At 34.7% G+C, this 15,906-nt stretch carries 15 protein-coding genes; 11 read left to right on the top strand and 4 right to left on the bottom strand.

Annotated elements, in window-relative coordinates:
* The first annotated feature begins 33 nt into the window (after positions 1-33).
* The 6 genes from BLQ19_RS00945 to tsaB all read left to right on the top strand — a co-directional run bounded on the left by BLQ19_RS00945 (position 34) and on the right by tsaB (position 6,509).
* Positions 34-735, top strand: a complete 702-nt coding sequence (locus BLQ19_RS00945) for an ABC transporter ATP-binding protein (protein WP_013550863.1) — start codon at positions 34-36, stop codon at positions 733-735.
* Positions 728-1,957: an ABC transporter permease gene (locus BLQ19_RS00940; protein ID WP_074537114.1), complete on the top strand. Its 1,230-nt coding sequence runs from the start codon at positions 728-730 to the stop codon at positions 1,955-1,957. The genes BLQ19_RS00945 and BLQ19_RS00940 overlap by 8 nt, the downstream gene beginning before the upstream one ends.
* Position 1,958: 1 nt before the next feature.
* Complete coding sequence (locus BLQ19_RS00935) at positions 1,959-3,215, top strand: ABC transporter permease (protein ID WP_024481835.1); 1,257 nt, start codon at positions 1,959-1,961, stop codon at positions 3,213-3,215.
* A gap of 24 nt (positions 3,216-3,239) precedes the next feature.
* Positions 3,240-4,349 carry an efflux RND transporter periplasmic adaptor subunit gene (locus BLQ19_RS00930; RefSeq protein WP_024481834.1) on the top strand — a complete coding sequence of 370 codons (1,110 nt, stop codon included), beginning with the start codon at positions 3,240-3,242 and terminating at the stop codon, positions 4,347-4,349.
* A gap of 41 nt (positions 4,350-4,390) precedes the next feature.
* Positions 4,391-5,740 (top strand): TolC family protein, encoded by a 1,350-nt coding sequence (locus BLQ19_RS00925; RefSeq protein WP_024481833.1) that lies wholly within the window; start codon positions 4,391-4,393, stop codon positions 5,738-5,740.
* Positions 5,741-5,834: 94 nt separating this feature from the next.
* Positions 5,835-6,509, top strand: a complete 675-nt coding sequence (gene tsaB, locus BLQ19_RS00920; RefSeq protein ID WP_029447127.1) for a tRNA (adenosine(37)-N6)-threonylcarbamoyltransferase complex dimerization subunit type 1 TsaB — start codon at positions 5,835-5,837, stop codon at positions 6,507-6,509.
* A gap of 2 nt (positions 6,510-6,511) precedes the next feature.
* Here the strand turns inward: tsaB and BLQ19_RS00915 are convergent, their stop codons facing one another.
* From BLQ19_RS00915 to BLQ19_RS00905, 3 genes are all read right to left on the bottom strand, one after another.
* Entirely contained in the window at positions 6,512-7,330 is an 819-nt protein-coding gene (locus BLQ19_RS00915) for a mechanosensitive ion channel family protein (protein WP_024481831.1), read from the bottom strand.
* A gap of 186 nt (positions 7,331-7,516) precedes the next feature.
* A complete protein-coding gene (locus BLQ19_RS00910; RefSeq protein WP_024481830.1) occupies positions 7,517-7,717 on the bottom strand; it encodes a dodecin family protein in 201 nt (66 codons plus the stop codon).
* 95 nt (positions 7,718-7,812) lie between these two features.
* Positions 7,813-8,715 carry a NifU family protein gene (locus BLQ19_RS00905; protein WP_074537113.1) on the bottom strand — a complete coding sequence of 301 codons (903 nt, stop codon included), beginning with the start codon at positions 8,713-8,715 and terminating at the stop codon, positions 7,813-7,815.
* 126 nt (positions 8,716-8,841) lie between these two features.
* Between BLQ19_RS00905 and BLQ19_RS00900 the strand changes: the two genes are divergently transcribed.
* On the top strand, positions 8,842-9,858 hold the full coding sequence (locus BLQ19_RS00900) for a PorP/SprF family type IX secretion system membrane protein (protein ID WP_074537112.1): 1,017 nt from the start codon (positions 8,842-8,844) through the stop codon (positions 9,856-9,858).
* A gap of 71 nt (positions 9,859-9,929) precedes the next feature.
* Here BLQ19_RS00900 and BLQ19_RS00895 read toward each other — a convergent pair whose 3' ends face one another.
* Positions 9,930-11,135 carry a VWA domain-containing protein gene (locus tag BLQ19_RS00895; protein ID WP_074537111.1) on the bottom strand — a complete coding sequence of 402 codons (1,206 nt, stop codon included), beginning with the start codon at positions 11,133-11,135 and terminating at the stop codon, positions 9,930-9,932.
* 217 nt (positions 11,136-11,352) lie between these two features.
* Between BLQ19_RS00895 and BLQ19_RS00890 the strand changes: the two genes are divergently transcribed.
* From BLQ19_RS00890 to fabD, 4 genes are all read left to right on the top strand, one after another.
* Positions 11,353-13,554: a histidine kinase gene (locus tag BLQ19_RS00890; RefSeq protein WP_024481826.1), complete on the top strand. Its 2,202-nt coding sequence runs from the start codon at positions 11,353-11,355 to the stop codon at positions 13,552-13,554.
* A 27-nt stretch (positions 13,555-13,581) separates the two neighbouring features.
* The gene (locus BLQ19_RS00885; RefSeq protein WP_024481825.1) at positions 13,582-14,313 is read left to right on the top strand and encodes a LytR/AlgR family response regulator transcription factor; all 732 of its coding nucleotides are present in this window, start codon (positions 13,582-13,584) and stop codon (positions 14,311-14,313) included.
* A gap of 34 nt (positions 14,314-14,347) precedes the next feature.
* Entirely contained in the window at positions 14,348-14,860 is a 513-nt protein-coding gene (locus tag BLQ19_RS00880; protein WP_024481824.1) for a gamma carbonic anhydrase family protein, read from the top strand.
* 63 nt (positions 14,861-14,923) lie between these two features.
* A complete protein-coding gene (fabD, locus tag BLQ19_RS00875) occupies positions 14,924-15,808 on the top strand; it encodes an ACP S-malonyltransferase (protein ID WP_074537110.1) in 885 nt (294 codons plus the stop codon).
* Positions 15,809-15,906 lie beyond the last annotated feature (98 nt).

Raw genomic sequence — 15,906 nt, 5'->3', positions numbered from 1 at the left:
CGGAGTAAAAACCAAACAACTAACAAAACGAGCATGATTGAAATTAAAAATCTTCACAAATCATATAAGATGGGAAGCAATTCCTTGCATGTATTAAAAGGAATAAATTTTTCGGTAGAAGAAGGAGAGCTCGTTGCAATTATGGGTTCTTCAGGTTCTGGAAAATCTACCTTATTAAATATCTTAGGAATGTTAGATGAGCTAGATGAAGGTTCTTATACGTTAGATGGTGTTCCTATTAAAAACTTAAACGAAACGAAAGCGGCACAATACCGTAATAAGTTTCTGGGGTTTATATTTCAATCTTTTAATCTTATTAATTACAAGACTGCAGCAGAGAATGTGGCTTTGCCTTTGTACTATCAAAAAGTAGGGAGAAAAGAACGTCATGAAAAAGCGTTGAAATATTTAGAGCGTGTAGGCTTAAAAGAATGGGCTACGCATTTACCTAGTGAGCTTTCTGGGGGTCAAAAACAACGTGTGGCTATTGCGAGAGCCATGGCGGCAGAACCAAAAGTATTATTAGCAGATGAGCCTACGGGAGCATTAGATAGTAAAACCTCTTATGAGGTTATGGATTTGATTCAGAAAATTAATGATGCAGGAAATACCATTCTTATTGTAACTCATGAACCAGACATTGCAGATATGTGTAAGCGTATTGTGCATTTAAAAGATGGAGTTATTGTGGAGGATAAAAAAATTGAGCAAGTAAGAGCATCGCAATATGTTTAATAGAGACAATTGGCAGGAAATATTTCATAGCATCAAAAACAATAAGTTAAGAACCTTCTTAACGGGTTTTTCTGTGGCTTGGGGTATTTTTATTTTAGTATTATTACTAGCATCTGTGAATGGAATGAAAAACGGATTCACAGGTCAGTTTGGTAATGATGCGGCAAATTCAATTAATATGTATGCCAGGGCTACGACCGAGCCTTATGGAGGTTTTGAAGCGGGCAGAAGAATTCAATTTACCAACAACGATATCGCCTATATTAGAGGGAATTTCGCAGATTCATATGAGCATATTTCTCCGATATTTAATAAACAAGTTACCGCGCGCTATAAAAGAGAAACAGGTTCTTATAGTGTTATAGGCGTCAATGAAGAATATCAGCATATAGAAATTGTAGATATTGATAAAGGAAGACAATTAAATACAGCAGATGTAAGAAGTAAGTCTAAAGTAATGGTGGTGGGCAGGCTTGTTGCAAAAGATCTTTTTGACGAAGGAGATCCTATCGGTCAGTTTTTAGAAATAAATGGTATTACCTATAATGTGGTAGGTGTTTTTTCGGATGATGATGATGATAGGTCTGAAAGAAATATATACGCACCTTATACTACTTTACAGCGTATTTATGGCAATACGGACGATATTAGTTCTATTGCACTTACATATAACCCTCAATTTAGTTTAGCGCAGGCACTAACATTTTCAGACCAACTGGAAGTACTTTTTAAACGGAAGTATAAGGTTAGTCCAGATGATCAATCGGCCATTGGAGTACGTAATCGTGCACAAGGCTTTTCGGATGTAAACAGTTTTACAGGTCTTTTGTCTATGATGAGTATTGGCGTAGGCTTTTTAATCTTAATAGCTGGGATAGTTGGGATTGGGAATATACTCGTCTTTATTATCAAAGAGCGTACTAAAGAAATAGGAATTCGAAAAGCACTTGGGGCTAGACCTAATCAGATTTTAAGTTTGGTATTGTATGAGTCTATTGTCATCACCACCATATCTGGATTTGTAGGGTTATTATTTGCTATGGGAATATTAGCAATAGTAGCACCGCTTATAGATACTCCAGCATTTTCTAATCCGTCTGTAGATGTTTCTACCGTGGTAATAGCAACATTAGTATTAATAATTTCAGGAGTAGTTGCGGGTTGGGTTCCTGCGCGAAAAGCTTCTAAGGTAAGACCTATTGTAGCACTAAATTCTGATTAATATGTGGTTGTTTGATAGAGATTTATGGAGCGAAGTTTTTAGTACACTAACTAAAAATATGTTGCGAACGGTACTAACAACCTTGGGTGTGATATTCGCTATAATTATTTTGATCTTACTTTTAGGATCTGCTACAGGGATGATTAATGGTTTTGATCGGATATTTGCAGGTAAAGCATCTAACAGCCTTTTTGTATGGGGGCAAGAAACCTCTATGCCATATAAAGGTTTTGAAAGAGGTAGGCCTGTAGAATATGAGATGGATGACATAACCATGCTTTCTAAAAGAGTAGAGGAAGTAGATGTTATTTCTCCGAGAATAGAATTAGGCGGTTTTCAGCAAGCTGTAGTGGTTAAGCGAGAAGGAAGAACAAGCGGATCTAGAGTTTTTGGAGATTTTTCAACTATAGATTTGGTTAATAAAAAGAAAATTGTAGAGGGCAGGTTTATCAATTTAAATGATGTTAATAATGGAAAGAAAGTATGTGTCATTGGCCTAGAAACTTATGAATTACTTTTTGATAAAGGCATCAGCGCTATTGGGAAAGATATAAGTATTAATAATATATACTTTACAGTAATTGGGGTGTATGAGAAGAGTGGCGATTTTGATTTTGACGGCGAAAATTCGGTAATCATTCCGTTTACTACCTTTCAACGTTCTTTTAATTCTGGAGAGAGAGTAGGTTGGATGGCAATATTGATTAAGCCAGAATATCCTGTGGCACAAGCAGAAGCTAAAATAAAAGAACTGCTAAAGGTAAAGTATGATATACATCCGGATGATAATAGAGCGATAGGGTCTTTTGATTTTTCTCAAATATTTACAGCAATATCTGCTTTTACTATGGTCTTACAAGGCTTTGCTTTTTTTGTGGGTATTTTTACCATGTTAGCAGGGGTTATCGCGGTATCTAACATTTTATTGATTACAGTAAAAGAACGTACAAAAGAAATAGGAGTTAGAAGGGCTCTAGGAGCAACTCCTAAAGTAATTAAACGTCAGATAATATTAGAATCTATAGTATTAACAGTCGTCGCTGGAGCTGTAGGTTTTATTATTGCGGTAGGGTTTTTATACATTCTGAATGTGCAAACAGCATCTAATACAGATGTTCCTTTTGTTAATCCAACCGTAAGTATGACACAGATATTAGTATCCTTTACATTGATGACCTTGTTGAGTATACTCATAGGGCTTATTCCAGCGAGAAGGGCAGTAAGAATTAAACCAATTGAAGCATTAAGAGAAGACTAACAAACAACTAAATAACTAAGAAACATGAATAAATTTTTAAAATACACCCTGATCGCAATTTTTGTGTTGGCACTTCTGGCTGCTGTTACTTGGGTTATGAAATCTAATAGTAAGCCTTTAGAACTTTATAAAACAGAGACGGCTACAAAAGAGAATATCATTAATAAGGTCGTGGCTACCGGTAAGGTTATTCCCGAAGATGAGATTGAAATAAAGCCTCAAATCTCAGGAATTATAGAAGAAATTTATTTGGAGGAAGGGGTGAAAGTTAAGGCAGGAGATTTAATTGCTAAAATTAAAGTAGTGCCTAATGAGCAGTCTATGAACCAAGCAGGGGGTAGAGTAAAAAATGCACAACTAGCTTTAAACAATACTAAGATTGAGTATGACCGTAACAAAATTCTTTTTGATAAGGGAGTAATTTCTAGTCAAGACTTCAATAGCTTACAACTGCAGTATAATCAAGCAAAGCAGGAATTAGGAAATGCGCAAGCAGATTATCAAATTATAAGAAAAGGTTCTGCTGGAGGTTCTTCAACGGCCAATACGAATATTAGAGCTACAGTTTCAGGAACTATTTTAGAAATTCCTGTGAAAGAAGGAGATCAGGTAATTCAGAGTAACAATTTTAATGATGGTACAACGATTGCCACCATTGCAGATTTGAGTAAAATGATTTTTGAGGGAAAGGTGGACGAAGCTGAAGTAGGAAAGTTAAAAATAGGAATGCCTTTAAATATTACGATGGGTGCAGTTCAAGATCAAGAACTAAAAGCTAAATTAAAATTTATAGCTCCAAAAGGCACCGAAGATCAAGGAGCTGTACAATTTAAAATTGAAGGTGATATTGATATGAAAGACGATTTTCTTATTCGCGCAGGATATAGCGCAAATGCGGCAATTGTTTTAGAACAAAAAGATAGTGTTTTGGCGGTTAAAGAAGCATTGCTACAGTTCGATACAAAAACGGAAAAGCCCTATGTAGAGGTGCTAAAAGGAGAAGATGAATTTGAAAAGAGAGATGTGGAGATTGGCGTGTCTGACGGAATTTTTGTAGAGATATTATCAGGAATTACAAAAGAGGATAAAATCAAAGTTTGGAATAAAACGGTTAAAGACGAAAAAGAAGACTAATGCTTCATCAATCTAATTAAGCAATCAAAAAACACAATCACATGAAATTCAAAATAATACTAACAGTGTTCTTATGTTCCGTAGGAATAGCCAGTGCGCAATCTAAGAAATGGACACTTCAAGAATGCGTGGAATATGCTGTAGAGAATAACTTAACTATTGAACAGTTTGAGTTGGACTTACAAAATGTGCAACTTGAAAAATCGGATGCCCTAGGTGATTTTTTACCTAACTTAAATGCATCAAGTTCTGTTTCAGGGAATACAGGTCTTTCTTTTGACCCTACAACAAACCAAGCGGTAACCACGACTATTTTTACAGCTACTGGAGGTTTCTCTTCTAACGTAACCTTGTTTGACGGACTCAGAAATTTGCACCGCTATAATAGAGCTAAGTTGAATGCTATTTCTAGCCAATACCGCTTAGATAATCTAAAAGATGATATTCGTTTAAATGTTGCCAATGCTTATTTACAAGTATTGTCTAACAAAGAATCTTTACGTGTATTTAATGCGCAGTATGCCGTGACGCAGCAAGATTTAAAGCGTACGAAGGAGTTGGTAGATGCTGGCGTGGTGGCGCGTGGAGATTTATTAGAGGTTGAAGCCACAGCAGCTACACAAGAGCAACAAATAGTAAATGCAGAAAATTCAATCATAATCTCTAAAATTAATTTAGCACAGTTGCTGCAAATTACAGCATATGAGAATTTTGATATTGTTGATGAATCTTTTGAAATTCCGCCATCAGAAGTATTGACTAATTCTCCAAAGACCATATATGACAAGGCGCTGACCTTCAGAAATGATATTAAATTATCAGAGATGAATGTAGATATAGCAGAAAAAGATTTAAAAATAAGTAAAGGAGCTTTGTTGCCTACTTTGGGGGCTTTCTTTAATTACAATACTAGATATTCTAGCCAACAGCAGTTTGATGCCGGTACGGGTCAGTTTTTCAGAGATAGTTTTAGAGACCAGTTATGGATCAATGATGGTATTTCTTATGGAGCGCAATTAAGCATTCCAATTTTTAATGGCTTTACAGTAAAGAATAATATCAAACGATCAAAAATTAGCATTGATAGAGCAAAGAATCAGTTAGAGCAAGATAAATTAGCGCTAGAAACCACAATTAATCAAGCGTACGTAGATGTTAAAAGTTTTGCTAAAGCCTATGAAGCTGCAGAAAAAACGGTGGAAGCAAGACGCTTGGCCTTTGAATATTCTAAGGAACGTTTTGATGTTGGTTTAATGAACTCGTTTGATTATAGTCAAGCACAATCTAGAGTAGATGATGCAGAGGCGCAATTGATACGTACAAAATATGATTACATTTTTAGACTTAAAGTATTAGAATTTTATTTTGGGATGCCTATTACCTTAGATTAATTCTCAGTTCAAAATGATATAAAAGATCCATATTAAATTATGGGTCTTTTTTTTGTTTTTAAATTTCATTCATGCATGTATCTTTGCAGCTATTATGGCACTACTTTTAAATTTAGAAACAGCGACTACAAACTGTTCTGTGAGCATAGCTGAAAATGGAAACTTGTTGGCAATTAAAGAATTTGATAGCGCGGCATATTCTCATGCAGAGCAATTGCATGTATTTATAGAAGAAACATTGCAAATGGCTTCTTTACAAATGGCTGATATAGACGCTGTGGCAGTGAGTAAAGGTCCAGGATCTTATACAGGTCTTCGTATTGGAGTTTCTGCTGCTAAAGGCTTGTGTTTTGCATTAGACATTCCATTAATAGCTATTCCAACTTTAGAAAGTATGGCTAGCCAAGCTAACGATGCTGAAGTAAATTTTGTTATTCCAGTTTTAGATGCGCGCCGCATGGAAGTCTACTCCAGTGTTTTTAATCAAGATATGGAGGAGATTAGAGAAACGAAAGCTGAAATTATTGATGAAAATTCATTTCAGGAGTATGCAGCAAAAGGTAAAGTGCTCATATTAGGGAACGGCGCTCAGAAATGTAAGGAGACATTGACCCACCCTAATTTTAGTTTTGATACCACAGTGGTACCATCAGCAAAAGAAATGGCTATGCTATCCTATAAAAAGTTCAAAGAAAACAACCTTGAAAATGTTGCTTACTTTGAACCTTATTATTTAAAAGACTTTATTCTTCTTAAAAAGAAAGCCTAGATTTACTTGTTGTATTGTACCACTTGTGGGAAAGGAATTTCAATACCTTCCTCGTCAAATCTAAGTTTGGTTTGTTCCATCACAAAGAAATGTGCTTCCCAGAAATCAGCATTATTAGCCCAAAAACGCAGCGTAAGATTTACAGAACTATCTGCCAATTCATCTACATAAACTACAGGCGCTGGGTCTTTAAAAATAGTTTCATTATCAGCACAAATTTTTAAAAGTACATCTTTAGCCTTTTTTAAATCAGAGCTATATCCAATACCGATAGATATTTTATCCCTACGGGTATCTTGTGCGTTATAATTAGTAATGTTATTATTTGAGAGTTGCCCATTAGGAACAATTACAATTTGATTTCCAAAGGTGCTTAATTTTGTAGTGAATATAGAAATTTCTTTAACGGTACCATCTACTCCTTGAGCAGCAATAAAATCACCAACCTTAAAGGGTTTAAATATTAAGATTAATACGCCACCTGCAAAGTTTGCTAGAGAACCTTGCAAGGCTAAGCCAATAGCAAGACCTGCAGCACCAATTATGGCAACCAGCGAAGAAGATTGCACGCCTAGCTGTGTAATAACAAGTACGAATAAGGTTATTTTTAATCCTATACTAATAAGACTTTGTAAGAAGCTTTCTAAAGAAGGATCATAGTCATGCTTAACAAAGAATTTGCGGACCATCTTATTAATCACTTTAATGAGCCATAATCCGATTATAAAGATTAAGATGGCAAGAATTAGATTGGGTAGTGCTGCCCAAATCCAATTAATGGCATTATCTATATGTTCTTGATAATCTGTAAGTTTTTCCATATTATTGTTTTAGTATGTTGTACTTTCTCTTTCAGGGCAAAGTAACTTCATAAGAAATTAAAATCCTATCAAACCGTCGGATTACGGCAAAAGTTGTCTTATTAGCGTCATTTATACGGTTATTGTAATTTTAGGGCATAAAAAAAGCGCATAAAATGCGCTTTTCATACTTTTTTTGAGATGGAACTATTTTATTTCAAAGGTAATTTTTACATTCACTCTAAAATCTTTTACTTCCCCGTCTTCAACAGAAGCACTTTGCTCGTTAACATATACAGAACGAATATTTTTCACACTTTTTGATGCCTGAGCTACTGCTTTTTTAGTTGCATCTTCCCAACTTTTCTCAGAATTTGCTAAAACTTCAATTACTTTTAAAATTGCCATAATGATTATTTGTTTTTTGTGTTTCCTTAAAAGTAAGAAATTTCAAATCGATTATGGTGTTTTTGTAGGAAAATTATTTACTGTAAAAGAAAATCTTAGCCATTTATAGCAACAACGTGCTCCACGTGATCTGTCATCATTTCCTTTAGCATGTTTTCAATTCCATTTTTAAGGGTAAAAGTAGAAGAAGGACAACCGCTACAAGCACCTTGTAAAATTACATTTACCGTCTTACTCTCTTTATCGTAGGACTTAAACATAATATTACCACCATCACTAGCAACAGCGGGTTTTACATACTCTTCTAAAATGTCAATTATTTTTTTTGAAGTATCGTCAACATTAGCATCTTGAAGCTGAGTTTTTGGAGCTTCAGCCTTTTTCTTAACCACACTTTCTGCAGAGACTACTTCAAGACCGTCTCCTATGAAATTTCTGATTAATTCTCTGATGTCAAAAGTAACCTCATTCCAATCTGCCACTTCATATTTAGTAACGGATACATAATTTTCATCAAAGAAAACTTCTTTTACAAAGGGAAGGTGAAATAGTTTTTTCGCTAAACCAGAGTCTTTTGCCTCGTCAATATTTTTAAACTCAAAAGCTGTCGGTACAATAGTTTTGTTAGAAACAAATTTCATTACCGCAGGATTGGGTGTGCTTTCAGCGTAAACTGTAGCGGGTACTTTTTTAGGGTCTTTATCTTCAAAAACTATAGGCTCTCCACTGTTTAAGTACTCTACTAGTTGTTGTGCAACTTCGTCCTGAACATCACTCCATTCTACAATGCTGAAGCGTTCTAAAGCAATGAAATTTGCAGAGATATACACGGTTTTTACAAAGGGTAAATAAAATAATTGTTGTGCTAAAGGAGAATTTTTAGCCTCATCAATATCCTTATATTCGTAATTGTTGCTTTTAGTAATAAAGTGGTTCGTATCGAACTTAAGTATGGCTGGATTATTAGTTTCTACAATAGTTATCGTAAACTCTTTCATCTTGATTTTATTTTTACAGCAAAAATACAAAGTTATTGGCACTATAGCTATATATAATAATGTTGTATTTAAGACGTTATACTTTATATTTGGAAAATTAGAACACACTACTCTTTAAACCTATAAATGAAAAAGTTTTACTTAATAACGCTACTCTTAGTATTGTTTGTAGCTCCGACCAAAGCACAAGAAGGTATCCCAGTTTATTTTGATTACTTATCTGATAACTATTACTTAGTTCATCCTGCTATGGCAGGTATTGGTGAAGGTGGTAAAATTAGACTTACAGCTAGAAAGCAGTGGTTTGATGTAGACGACGCACCAAATTTACAAACCTTAAATGCTCATTTTAGAGTAAGTGAGAAAAGCGGTGTTGGTGCTATAATTTTTAATGATGCTAATGGGTATCATTCACAAACAGGTGTAAAATTTACCTATGCGCACCATTTAAGATTTGGTGGCGATGCACGTAATTTAAACCAGCTTTCTTTTGGCTTAAGTGGTACAGTTTTACAAAGTAGTTTAGATGAATCAGAGTTTAGATCAGTAATACCAGATCCGGCAGTGGTTGGTTCTAAGATAAGTGCAACCTATTTTAATACAGATTTAGGAATGTCTTACAATTACTTAGAGTTTTATGCGCATGCCTCTATTTTAAATGTATTAAGTAGCAAGCGTAATTTATATTATAAAGATAGAGATGATAACCCTGCGGTGCCAGAAATTGATAATTTAAGAAGATACTTATTTTCTGTTGGGTATGTTTTTGGCCGTGGAGAGTGGCAGTTAGAGCCTTCGTTAATGTTTCAAATGACAGATTTTACGCAAGAAAAATCAATGGATTTTAATGCGAAAGTGTATAAGGATGTAGACTTTGGAAAAGTTTGGGGGGGTATTTCTTACCGCAGAAGTTTTGATGGAGCGCAGTATACTACGGGAACCGATTTTGGAGAACAACGTTTGCAGTTAATTACGCCAATAGTTGGGGTTAATTATAAAAATTTCATGGTATCTTATAACTATTCATATCAAATGGGAGATATCCGTTTTGATAATGGTGGTTTTCATCAAATTACTCTAGGATATGATTTCTTGCAATCAGAGAAAAGATATGATTGTAAATGTCCAGCCGCTAATTACTAATAAAATAAAAAACATATAAAAAAACCTGTAGCGAAAGCCACAGGTTTTTTTGCATTTTGTACGGTTATGAATTAGTCATCCCATTTGTAATTCTTTCTTTCAGCCTGCTTTTTTATAGCAGATAGCATCGCATTTTCTAATTCTCCTTGATTTCCGTCAGTTTGATTTTTTGTGATAAACTGCTCACGTTTTTTATTCAGTTCTCTAATTTCAGATTGAATAGCAGTCCGTTCTTCCTTTTTTATACTGATGTATTTCACGATTTCTTTATCAGATTTATTTTTTAAAGCAGCAGGTAGTTGCTCTTTCTTTAATGTTGAAGCATCAAATTCTTTATCGTCTGCAGCATCCACTAAATCCCAAGTTGCGTTGTTATACAGTCTAGAACTCTTGCTAACCGCTCTTTTTACCGCAACAGCTTCTTCAACTTCCATGGCATTGCTATCTTGTGTATACTGCTTTTCTAATTTAGCTTGCCCCAAACTACCGTAAGCAATATAGGTAGCATTTAATTTTGTATTTAAGCTTACAATTTTAGCATCATAAGGGGTGTCAATATGTACAATATGTTTGTTATGATCAATAGCCATGTAATCACCACCTGTTAGGGTAGCGCCATTTTTCCATTGGCTAGAAACTCCTTGTTGGTAGTTGCCACAAAAAATAGTATTGATAACCACATCTTTTTCGGTAGCATTAGTAACCGCATCTTTGTAGTTTAATTTTCCTTGGGTAAAAGGCTCATTCCCAGCAATGAAAATCATTTTTAAATTATCTGCATTTTTACCCCAATCCAATTGGTTTAAGGATGTTTGAATTACTTGTCCGCAATATTCTTCACCACCATTGGTATTCAGAGAGAATAGTTTTTCTGATATTTCATCAAGATCACCACTGAATCCTAGTACTTGTTGGATGTATCCTTCGCTCGAAGATAAATTGTCATTGCCATATTGGTACAAGGCAATTTCTAAATTAGGCCGTATATAATCATGATTTGTATCATTTCCGCAGCGTGCTTTTACATAGGCAAATTTATTAACGATATCCCAAAGCTGTGATTTGGCCTGATCGATTAATCCGTCCATACTATTACTAGTGTCTAATAATAATGCAATTTTAACGGTATTATTAATGTGCTTGTGTGCTACTGTAGTATGCGCTTGTGCAATAACCGGTGTTGTGGGATCTTTTTTTACTTTTAGTTCGCAGCCATATACCGTTGTGGCGGCAAGAGCCATAAAACTTAATCCAATAATTCTTGTAATATTTTTCATGTTATTGTATGTTTAAATTGTTTCTGTCTTAGTGTAAAACTAGCGGCAAACTTTTTTAAATAAAATGAATACTGAGGGAAGTAGCTATTTGGGTGAGGGAAGTTGTTGCTTCACTTTGTAAAGCCTGCTATTCCATGCTTATTTTATAGGAATCAATAATTTCAGCATTTTTTAATGCCATGAAAAACAACTAAGTTTATCCTCTAGTTAAGTAATGATGTATAAAAGGCAAAATCTATTTTTTTTAATTTTCTTCTGCTGCTTTGCCGCTTTTTTACAAGCGCAAAACAGGGGTTCTAGTTTTGAAATAAAAGGTTCTGTAAAAGGAGAGGATAATAGGGAACCTATATCAGGGGTAACCGTAACCACCAGTAGCGGTAGCTATACGGTAACAAATGGTTTAGGAGAATTTAAAATCAAAGCTATTATCGGAGATGAGTTAATGTTTGAAAGCGCTTCTTTTGAAACCGTTACACATGTAGTTAAGAGTTCAGAAGATGTAGACGTCCGTGTTAGAGATTACATTCCAGAGAGCAAAACATCTTCCGCCGCTTCAAAAAGTAGAAATACAACCTCTATTCAGCAATTATTAGACAGTGCAAATTCGTATAAGAAAACAGATATTGAAAAAAGTATCGATTTTGTAACTAAAGCTATCGTGCAAATAGGAAAAAATGGAGATAAGACCTTGCTTTCAAAATCGTATACAACCTTAGGTGAAATTTACCAATACCACAAGCAGTATGATTTAGCTATTAATAGCTTTAAAGAGTCGCTTTTAGCTCACGAGTCTATTAAAACAGAGCTTTTGTTGGCTCAAAGTTATCTAGCTAATAAAGAGTATAAAAATGCACAATCCTTATTTTCAGCCTTAGCAAATAAAGGCACCTTATCTAGTTTTCAAAAAGCGCAAGTTTATGAAGGTTTGGGGGATGTAAATAAAGGGTTAGGGGCTACCGATAAAGCTATTGAAAATTATACATTAGGACTTAATTTGGCTAAAACCAAATCAATTACTCCTAAGATAACAGATTTAAATTCTAAAATAGCCGATGCTTATGCCGCAGATAATCAATTAGAAGAAGCAGAGGAGTATTATGATAATTCCTTAGAGCTGTCTAAAAATGAAGCGCCACAAAGGGCCGTACAGGAAAAGGAAAAAGTGGCCGACTTTTATAATAAAAGAAACGAATATGATAAAGAGGTTAGTCTTCGTAAAAAAAGTTTAGAAGATTTAAAAGATATCAGTGCTCCGCAAAAACGAGTAGCAAAAACCTCAGGAGTCAACGCAGGGTCCGACTCTATTTCTTCACAACGTATTAAATATAAAATTGGAAACGCTTTATTATCGCAACAGAAGTATGACCAAGCAATACCTTACCTGCAAGAAAGTATTGTTGAAGCGGGTGTAGATGATGATTTGGTCGTGCAAAAAGATGCGACAAGAAAGCTATCAGAGGTCTATAAATATCAAGGAGACTTTGATAAGGCATTAGAAACCTATCAAGAATATGTAAGTATTGTAGATACTCTCTATGTTAGAAAGGAACAAGAAATTTCTAGAGCTACGCGATTAAATAGAGAGATAGCTACAAAGCAGAATAGAATTTCAGGATTAGAAAAAGAAAGAGAATTGTACCAAAGTAAGTATGATTTGGTATTGACGAGTGAGCAATTGGTGGAGCGACAAAAGTGGCTGATATATTCTTTAGTTTTTGGGATGTTACTATTGGGGCTAACTACGTACTTCTTTTATAGAAGCAACAAACAACAGAAACTGGCTAATAATTTACTAGCCTTAAAATCATTGCGTTCACAGATGAATCCACATTTTATCTTCAATGCGCTAAATTCCGTAAATAATTACATTGCTAAGAGCGATGAAAGAAGTGCAAATCGCTATCTAAGCGAGTTTTCTACGTTAATGCGTGCTGTTTTAGAAAATTCAGAAGAAGATTTTATCCCATTAACTAAAGAAATAGAACTCTTAGAACTCTATACCAAATTAGAGCATTCTCGCTTCTCCGATAAGTTTGATTATGAAATAAAAATAGATAAGGATATAGATGTAGCTTCCTATCAGATTCCTCCTATGCTATTGCAGCCTTATATTGAAAATGCTATTTGGCATGGACTTAGGTATAAAGACGAAAAGGGTTTTTTAATGGTTGATGTTAAGAATAAAACCAAAAATAGTATTGAGATAACTATTTCAGACAATGGAATAGGAAGAAAAAGGTCAGCCGAATTAAAAACAAGTAATCAGAAAAAGCAAAAATCTAAAGGCATGGGGAATATCAAAAAAAGAATTGATATTCTTAATGATATGTACAAGGATAAAGTAGATGTGTTTATCACTGATTATAAGGAGGATGGCACAGGAACAAAGGTCTCTTTTTTATTAAAGAAAGACCAGTAATAAAATCAATCTTATAAAATAATTCATATGAAATTGAAAGCAATTCTCGTAGAAGATGAAGCGAATAGTAGAGAGATTTTACGGAACTATTTAGCTAAATATTGTCCAGATGTTACACTTGTTGGTGAGGCTGCTACAATTAAAGAAGGCTTAGCTTTAATTCATGATAATGAATTAGATTTGGTTTTTTTGGATGTAGAAATGCCCTTTGGGAATGCTTTTGATTTATTAGAACAAGTGCCCGAAAGAACCTTTGAGACTGTTTTTGTTACGGCTTATAATAATTACGCCATGGATGCTTTAAACAATCATGCGGCTTACTATTTAATGAAACCTATTAGTATAGATGAATTAATTAAGGCCGTAGATTATGTGAAAGAAATTAGGCAGAAGGAAAATGCTTTGGAAGACAGAATTTTAAAGCCTAAATTAAGTACGGTAGAAGGTAAAATAACTATTCCCCAACAAGATGGTTTTCAGGTATTAAATGTGGCAGATATTATGTACTGTAAAGCAGATGATAACTATACCGAGATTTATATTAATGACAAGCGGATAGTGGTTAGTAAAACGCTCAAGTATTTTGAAGATGCCTTAGCAGACTTTTCTTTTGCAAGAGTTCATAAATCATATGTAGTAAATGTAAATGAGGTGGTTAAATATGTAAAAGGAAAAGGGGGGAGCGTTATTCTATCCAATGGCAAGGAACTTTTGGTTTCGGCTTCTAAGAAGAAAGATTTGCTGGCTTATTTTGAATAGGCATTTATATTAAAATGGATAAAAGATAAATAGGATGATTATAAAAACAATAAACGGAAATACCCCTAAAATAGGCGAAGACTGCTTTATAGCAGAGAATGCAGTTATTGTAGGAGAAGTTTCTATGGGGAATCAATGTAGTGTATGGTATAGTGCCGTACTTAGAGGAGATGTGCATTATATAAAAATGGGAAACAAAGTAAATATTCAAGATGGTGCCGTAATACATGCTACCTATAAAAAGTCACCAACCACTATTGGGAATAATGTATCTATCGGGCATAATGCTATTGTTCACGGGTGTACTATACATGATAATGTACTGGTAGGTATGGGGAGTATTGTTATGGACGATTGTATCGTTGAGAGTAATAGTATTATTGCAGCGGGAGCAGTAGTAACTAAAGGAACTCATGTACCTAGTGGTACTATATTTGCGGGAATGCCGGCAAAAAAAATAAAAGATATAAGTCCAGAACTAAGTTCTGGCGAAATAGATCGGATAGCAGAAAGTTATGTGATGTACTCCGGTTGGTTTAAAGAGTAGCCTGTTTCGATTCAAAATAAATATTATCACTATTTTTGCGGCATAATTAAAAGAATTAAAACGATGAATGCATATATTTTTCCGGGGCAAGGAGCACAATTTGTAGGAATGGGTTTAGACCTTTATGAAAATTATCCTGTTGCTCAGGAACTTTTTGAAAAAGCAAATGAAATTTTAGGCTTTAGTATTACAGACATTATGTTTGAAGGTACTCCAGAAGCCTTAAAGGAAACAAAAGTAACGCAACCAGCTATTTTTCTTCATTCTGTTATATTGAGTAAGGTGATGGGGGATGCTTTTAAACCAGATATGGTTGCTGGGCATTCATTAGGGGAGTTTTCTGCTTTGGTAGTAAACGGAACCTTAAATTTTGAAGACGGACTTAAATTGGTTTCTCAAAGAGCTTTAGCTATGCAAAAAGCTTGCGAATTACAGCCGAGTACTATGGCTGCAGTTCTAGCATTGGCAGACGACGTCGTGGAAAAAATATGTGCAGAAGTACCTGGTGTTGTTGTAGCTGCAAACTATAACTGCCCAGGGCAATTGGTAATTTCTGGTGAAGTAGAAGCGGTTACTATTGCTTGTGAGAAGATGAAAGAAGCTGGTGCTCGTAGAGCGCTTATGTTACCGGTAGGTGGTGCTTTTCATTCTCCCTTAATGGAACCTGCTAGAGAAGAGTTGGCAGCGGCAATCGAAAATACTGTTTTTAATACACCTTCGTGCCCTATTTACCAAAATGTAAGCACAACAGCAATTATGGATCCAGAAGAAATTAAGCAAAATCTTATTTCTCAATTAACGGCTCCTGTAAAATGGACGCAAAGTGTTCAGAATATGATTAAAGGTGGTGCTACTCAGTTTATTGAAGTAGGACCAGGAAAAGTTTTGCAAGGTTTGGTGAAGAAAATAGATTCAAGTGCTGAAGCTAAATCTGCTGAAATTGTTTAAACTCTTTTGAGTTATTTTTTATACCGATAAAAGAGGTATTTCACCTCTTTTATCGACTTAATAATCAATATTTTGAGTAATATTGGGGTCTATTTTAA

The organism is Cellulophaga baltica (genome assembly GCF_900102165.1).
GTDB lineage: Bacteria > Bacteroidota > Bacteroidia > Flavobacteriales > Flavobacteriaceae > Cellulophaga > Cellulophaga baltica.
Note: the sequence above shows the minus strand (reverse complement) of the source record. Positions and strands in the feature narration are given on the sequence as shown.

Coding starts and splice junctions, on each gene's coding strand:
- BLQ19_RS00945 (WP_013550863.1), top strand. CDS start 34: ATGATTGAAATTAAAAATCTTCACAAATCATATAAGATGGGAAGCAAT.
- BLQ19_RS00940 (WP_074537114.1), top strand. CDS start 728: ATGTTTAATAGAGACAATTGGCAGGAAATATTTCATAGCATCAAAAAC.
- BLQ19_RS00935 (WP_024481835.1), top strand. CDS start 1,959: ATGTGGTTGTTTGATAGAGATTTATGGAGCGAAGTTTTTAGTACACTA.
- BLQ19_RS00930 (WP_024481834.1), top strand. CDS start 3,240: ATGAATAAATTTTTAAAATACACCCTGATCGCAATTTTTGTGTTGGCA.
- BLQ19_RS00925 (WP_024481833.1), top strand. CDS start 4,391: ATGAAATTCAAAATAATACTAACAGTGTTCTTATGTTCCGTAGGAATA.
- tsaB (WP_029447127.1), top strand. CDS start 5,835: ATGGCACTACTTTTAAATTTAGAAACAGCGACTACAAACTGTTCTGTG.
- BLQ19_RS00915 (WP_024481831.1), bottom strand. CDS start 7,330: ATGGAAAAACTTACAGATTATCAAGAACATATAGATAATGCCATTAAT.
- BLQ19_RS00910 (WP_024481830.1), bottom strand. CDS start 7,717: ATGGCAATTTTAAAAGTAATTGAAGTTTTAGCAAATTCTGAGAAAAGT.
- BLQ19_RS00905 (WP_074537113.1), bottom strand. CDS start 8,715: ATGAAAGAGTTTACGATAACTATTGTAGAAACTAATAATCCAGCCATA.
- BLQ19_RS00900 (WP_074537112.1), top strand. CDS start 8,842: ATGAAAAAGTTTTACTTAATAACGCTACTCTTAGTATTGTTTGTAGCT.
- BLQ19_RS00895 (WP_074537111.1), bottom strand. CDS start 11,135: ATGAAAAATATTACAAGAATTATTGGATTAAGTTTTATGGCTCTTGCC.
- BLQ19_RS00890 (WP_024481826.1), top strand. CDS start 11,353: ATGTATAAAAGGCAAAATCTATTTTTTTTAATTTTCTTCTGCTGCTTT.
- BLQ19_RS00885 (WP_024481825.1), top strand. CDS start 13,582: ATGAAATTGAAAGCAATTCTCGTAGAAGATGAAGCGAATAGTAGAGAG.
- BLQ19_RS00880 (WP_024481824.1), top strand. CDS start 14,348: ATGATTATAAAAACAATAAACGGAAATACCCCTAAAATAGGCGAAGAC.
- fabD (WP_074537110.1), top strand. CDS start 14,924: ATGAATGCATATATTTTTCCGGGGCAAGGAGCACAATTTGTAGGAATG.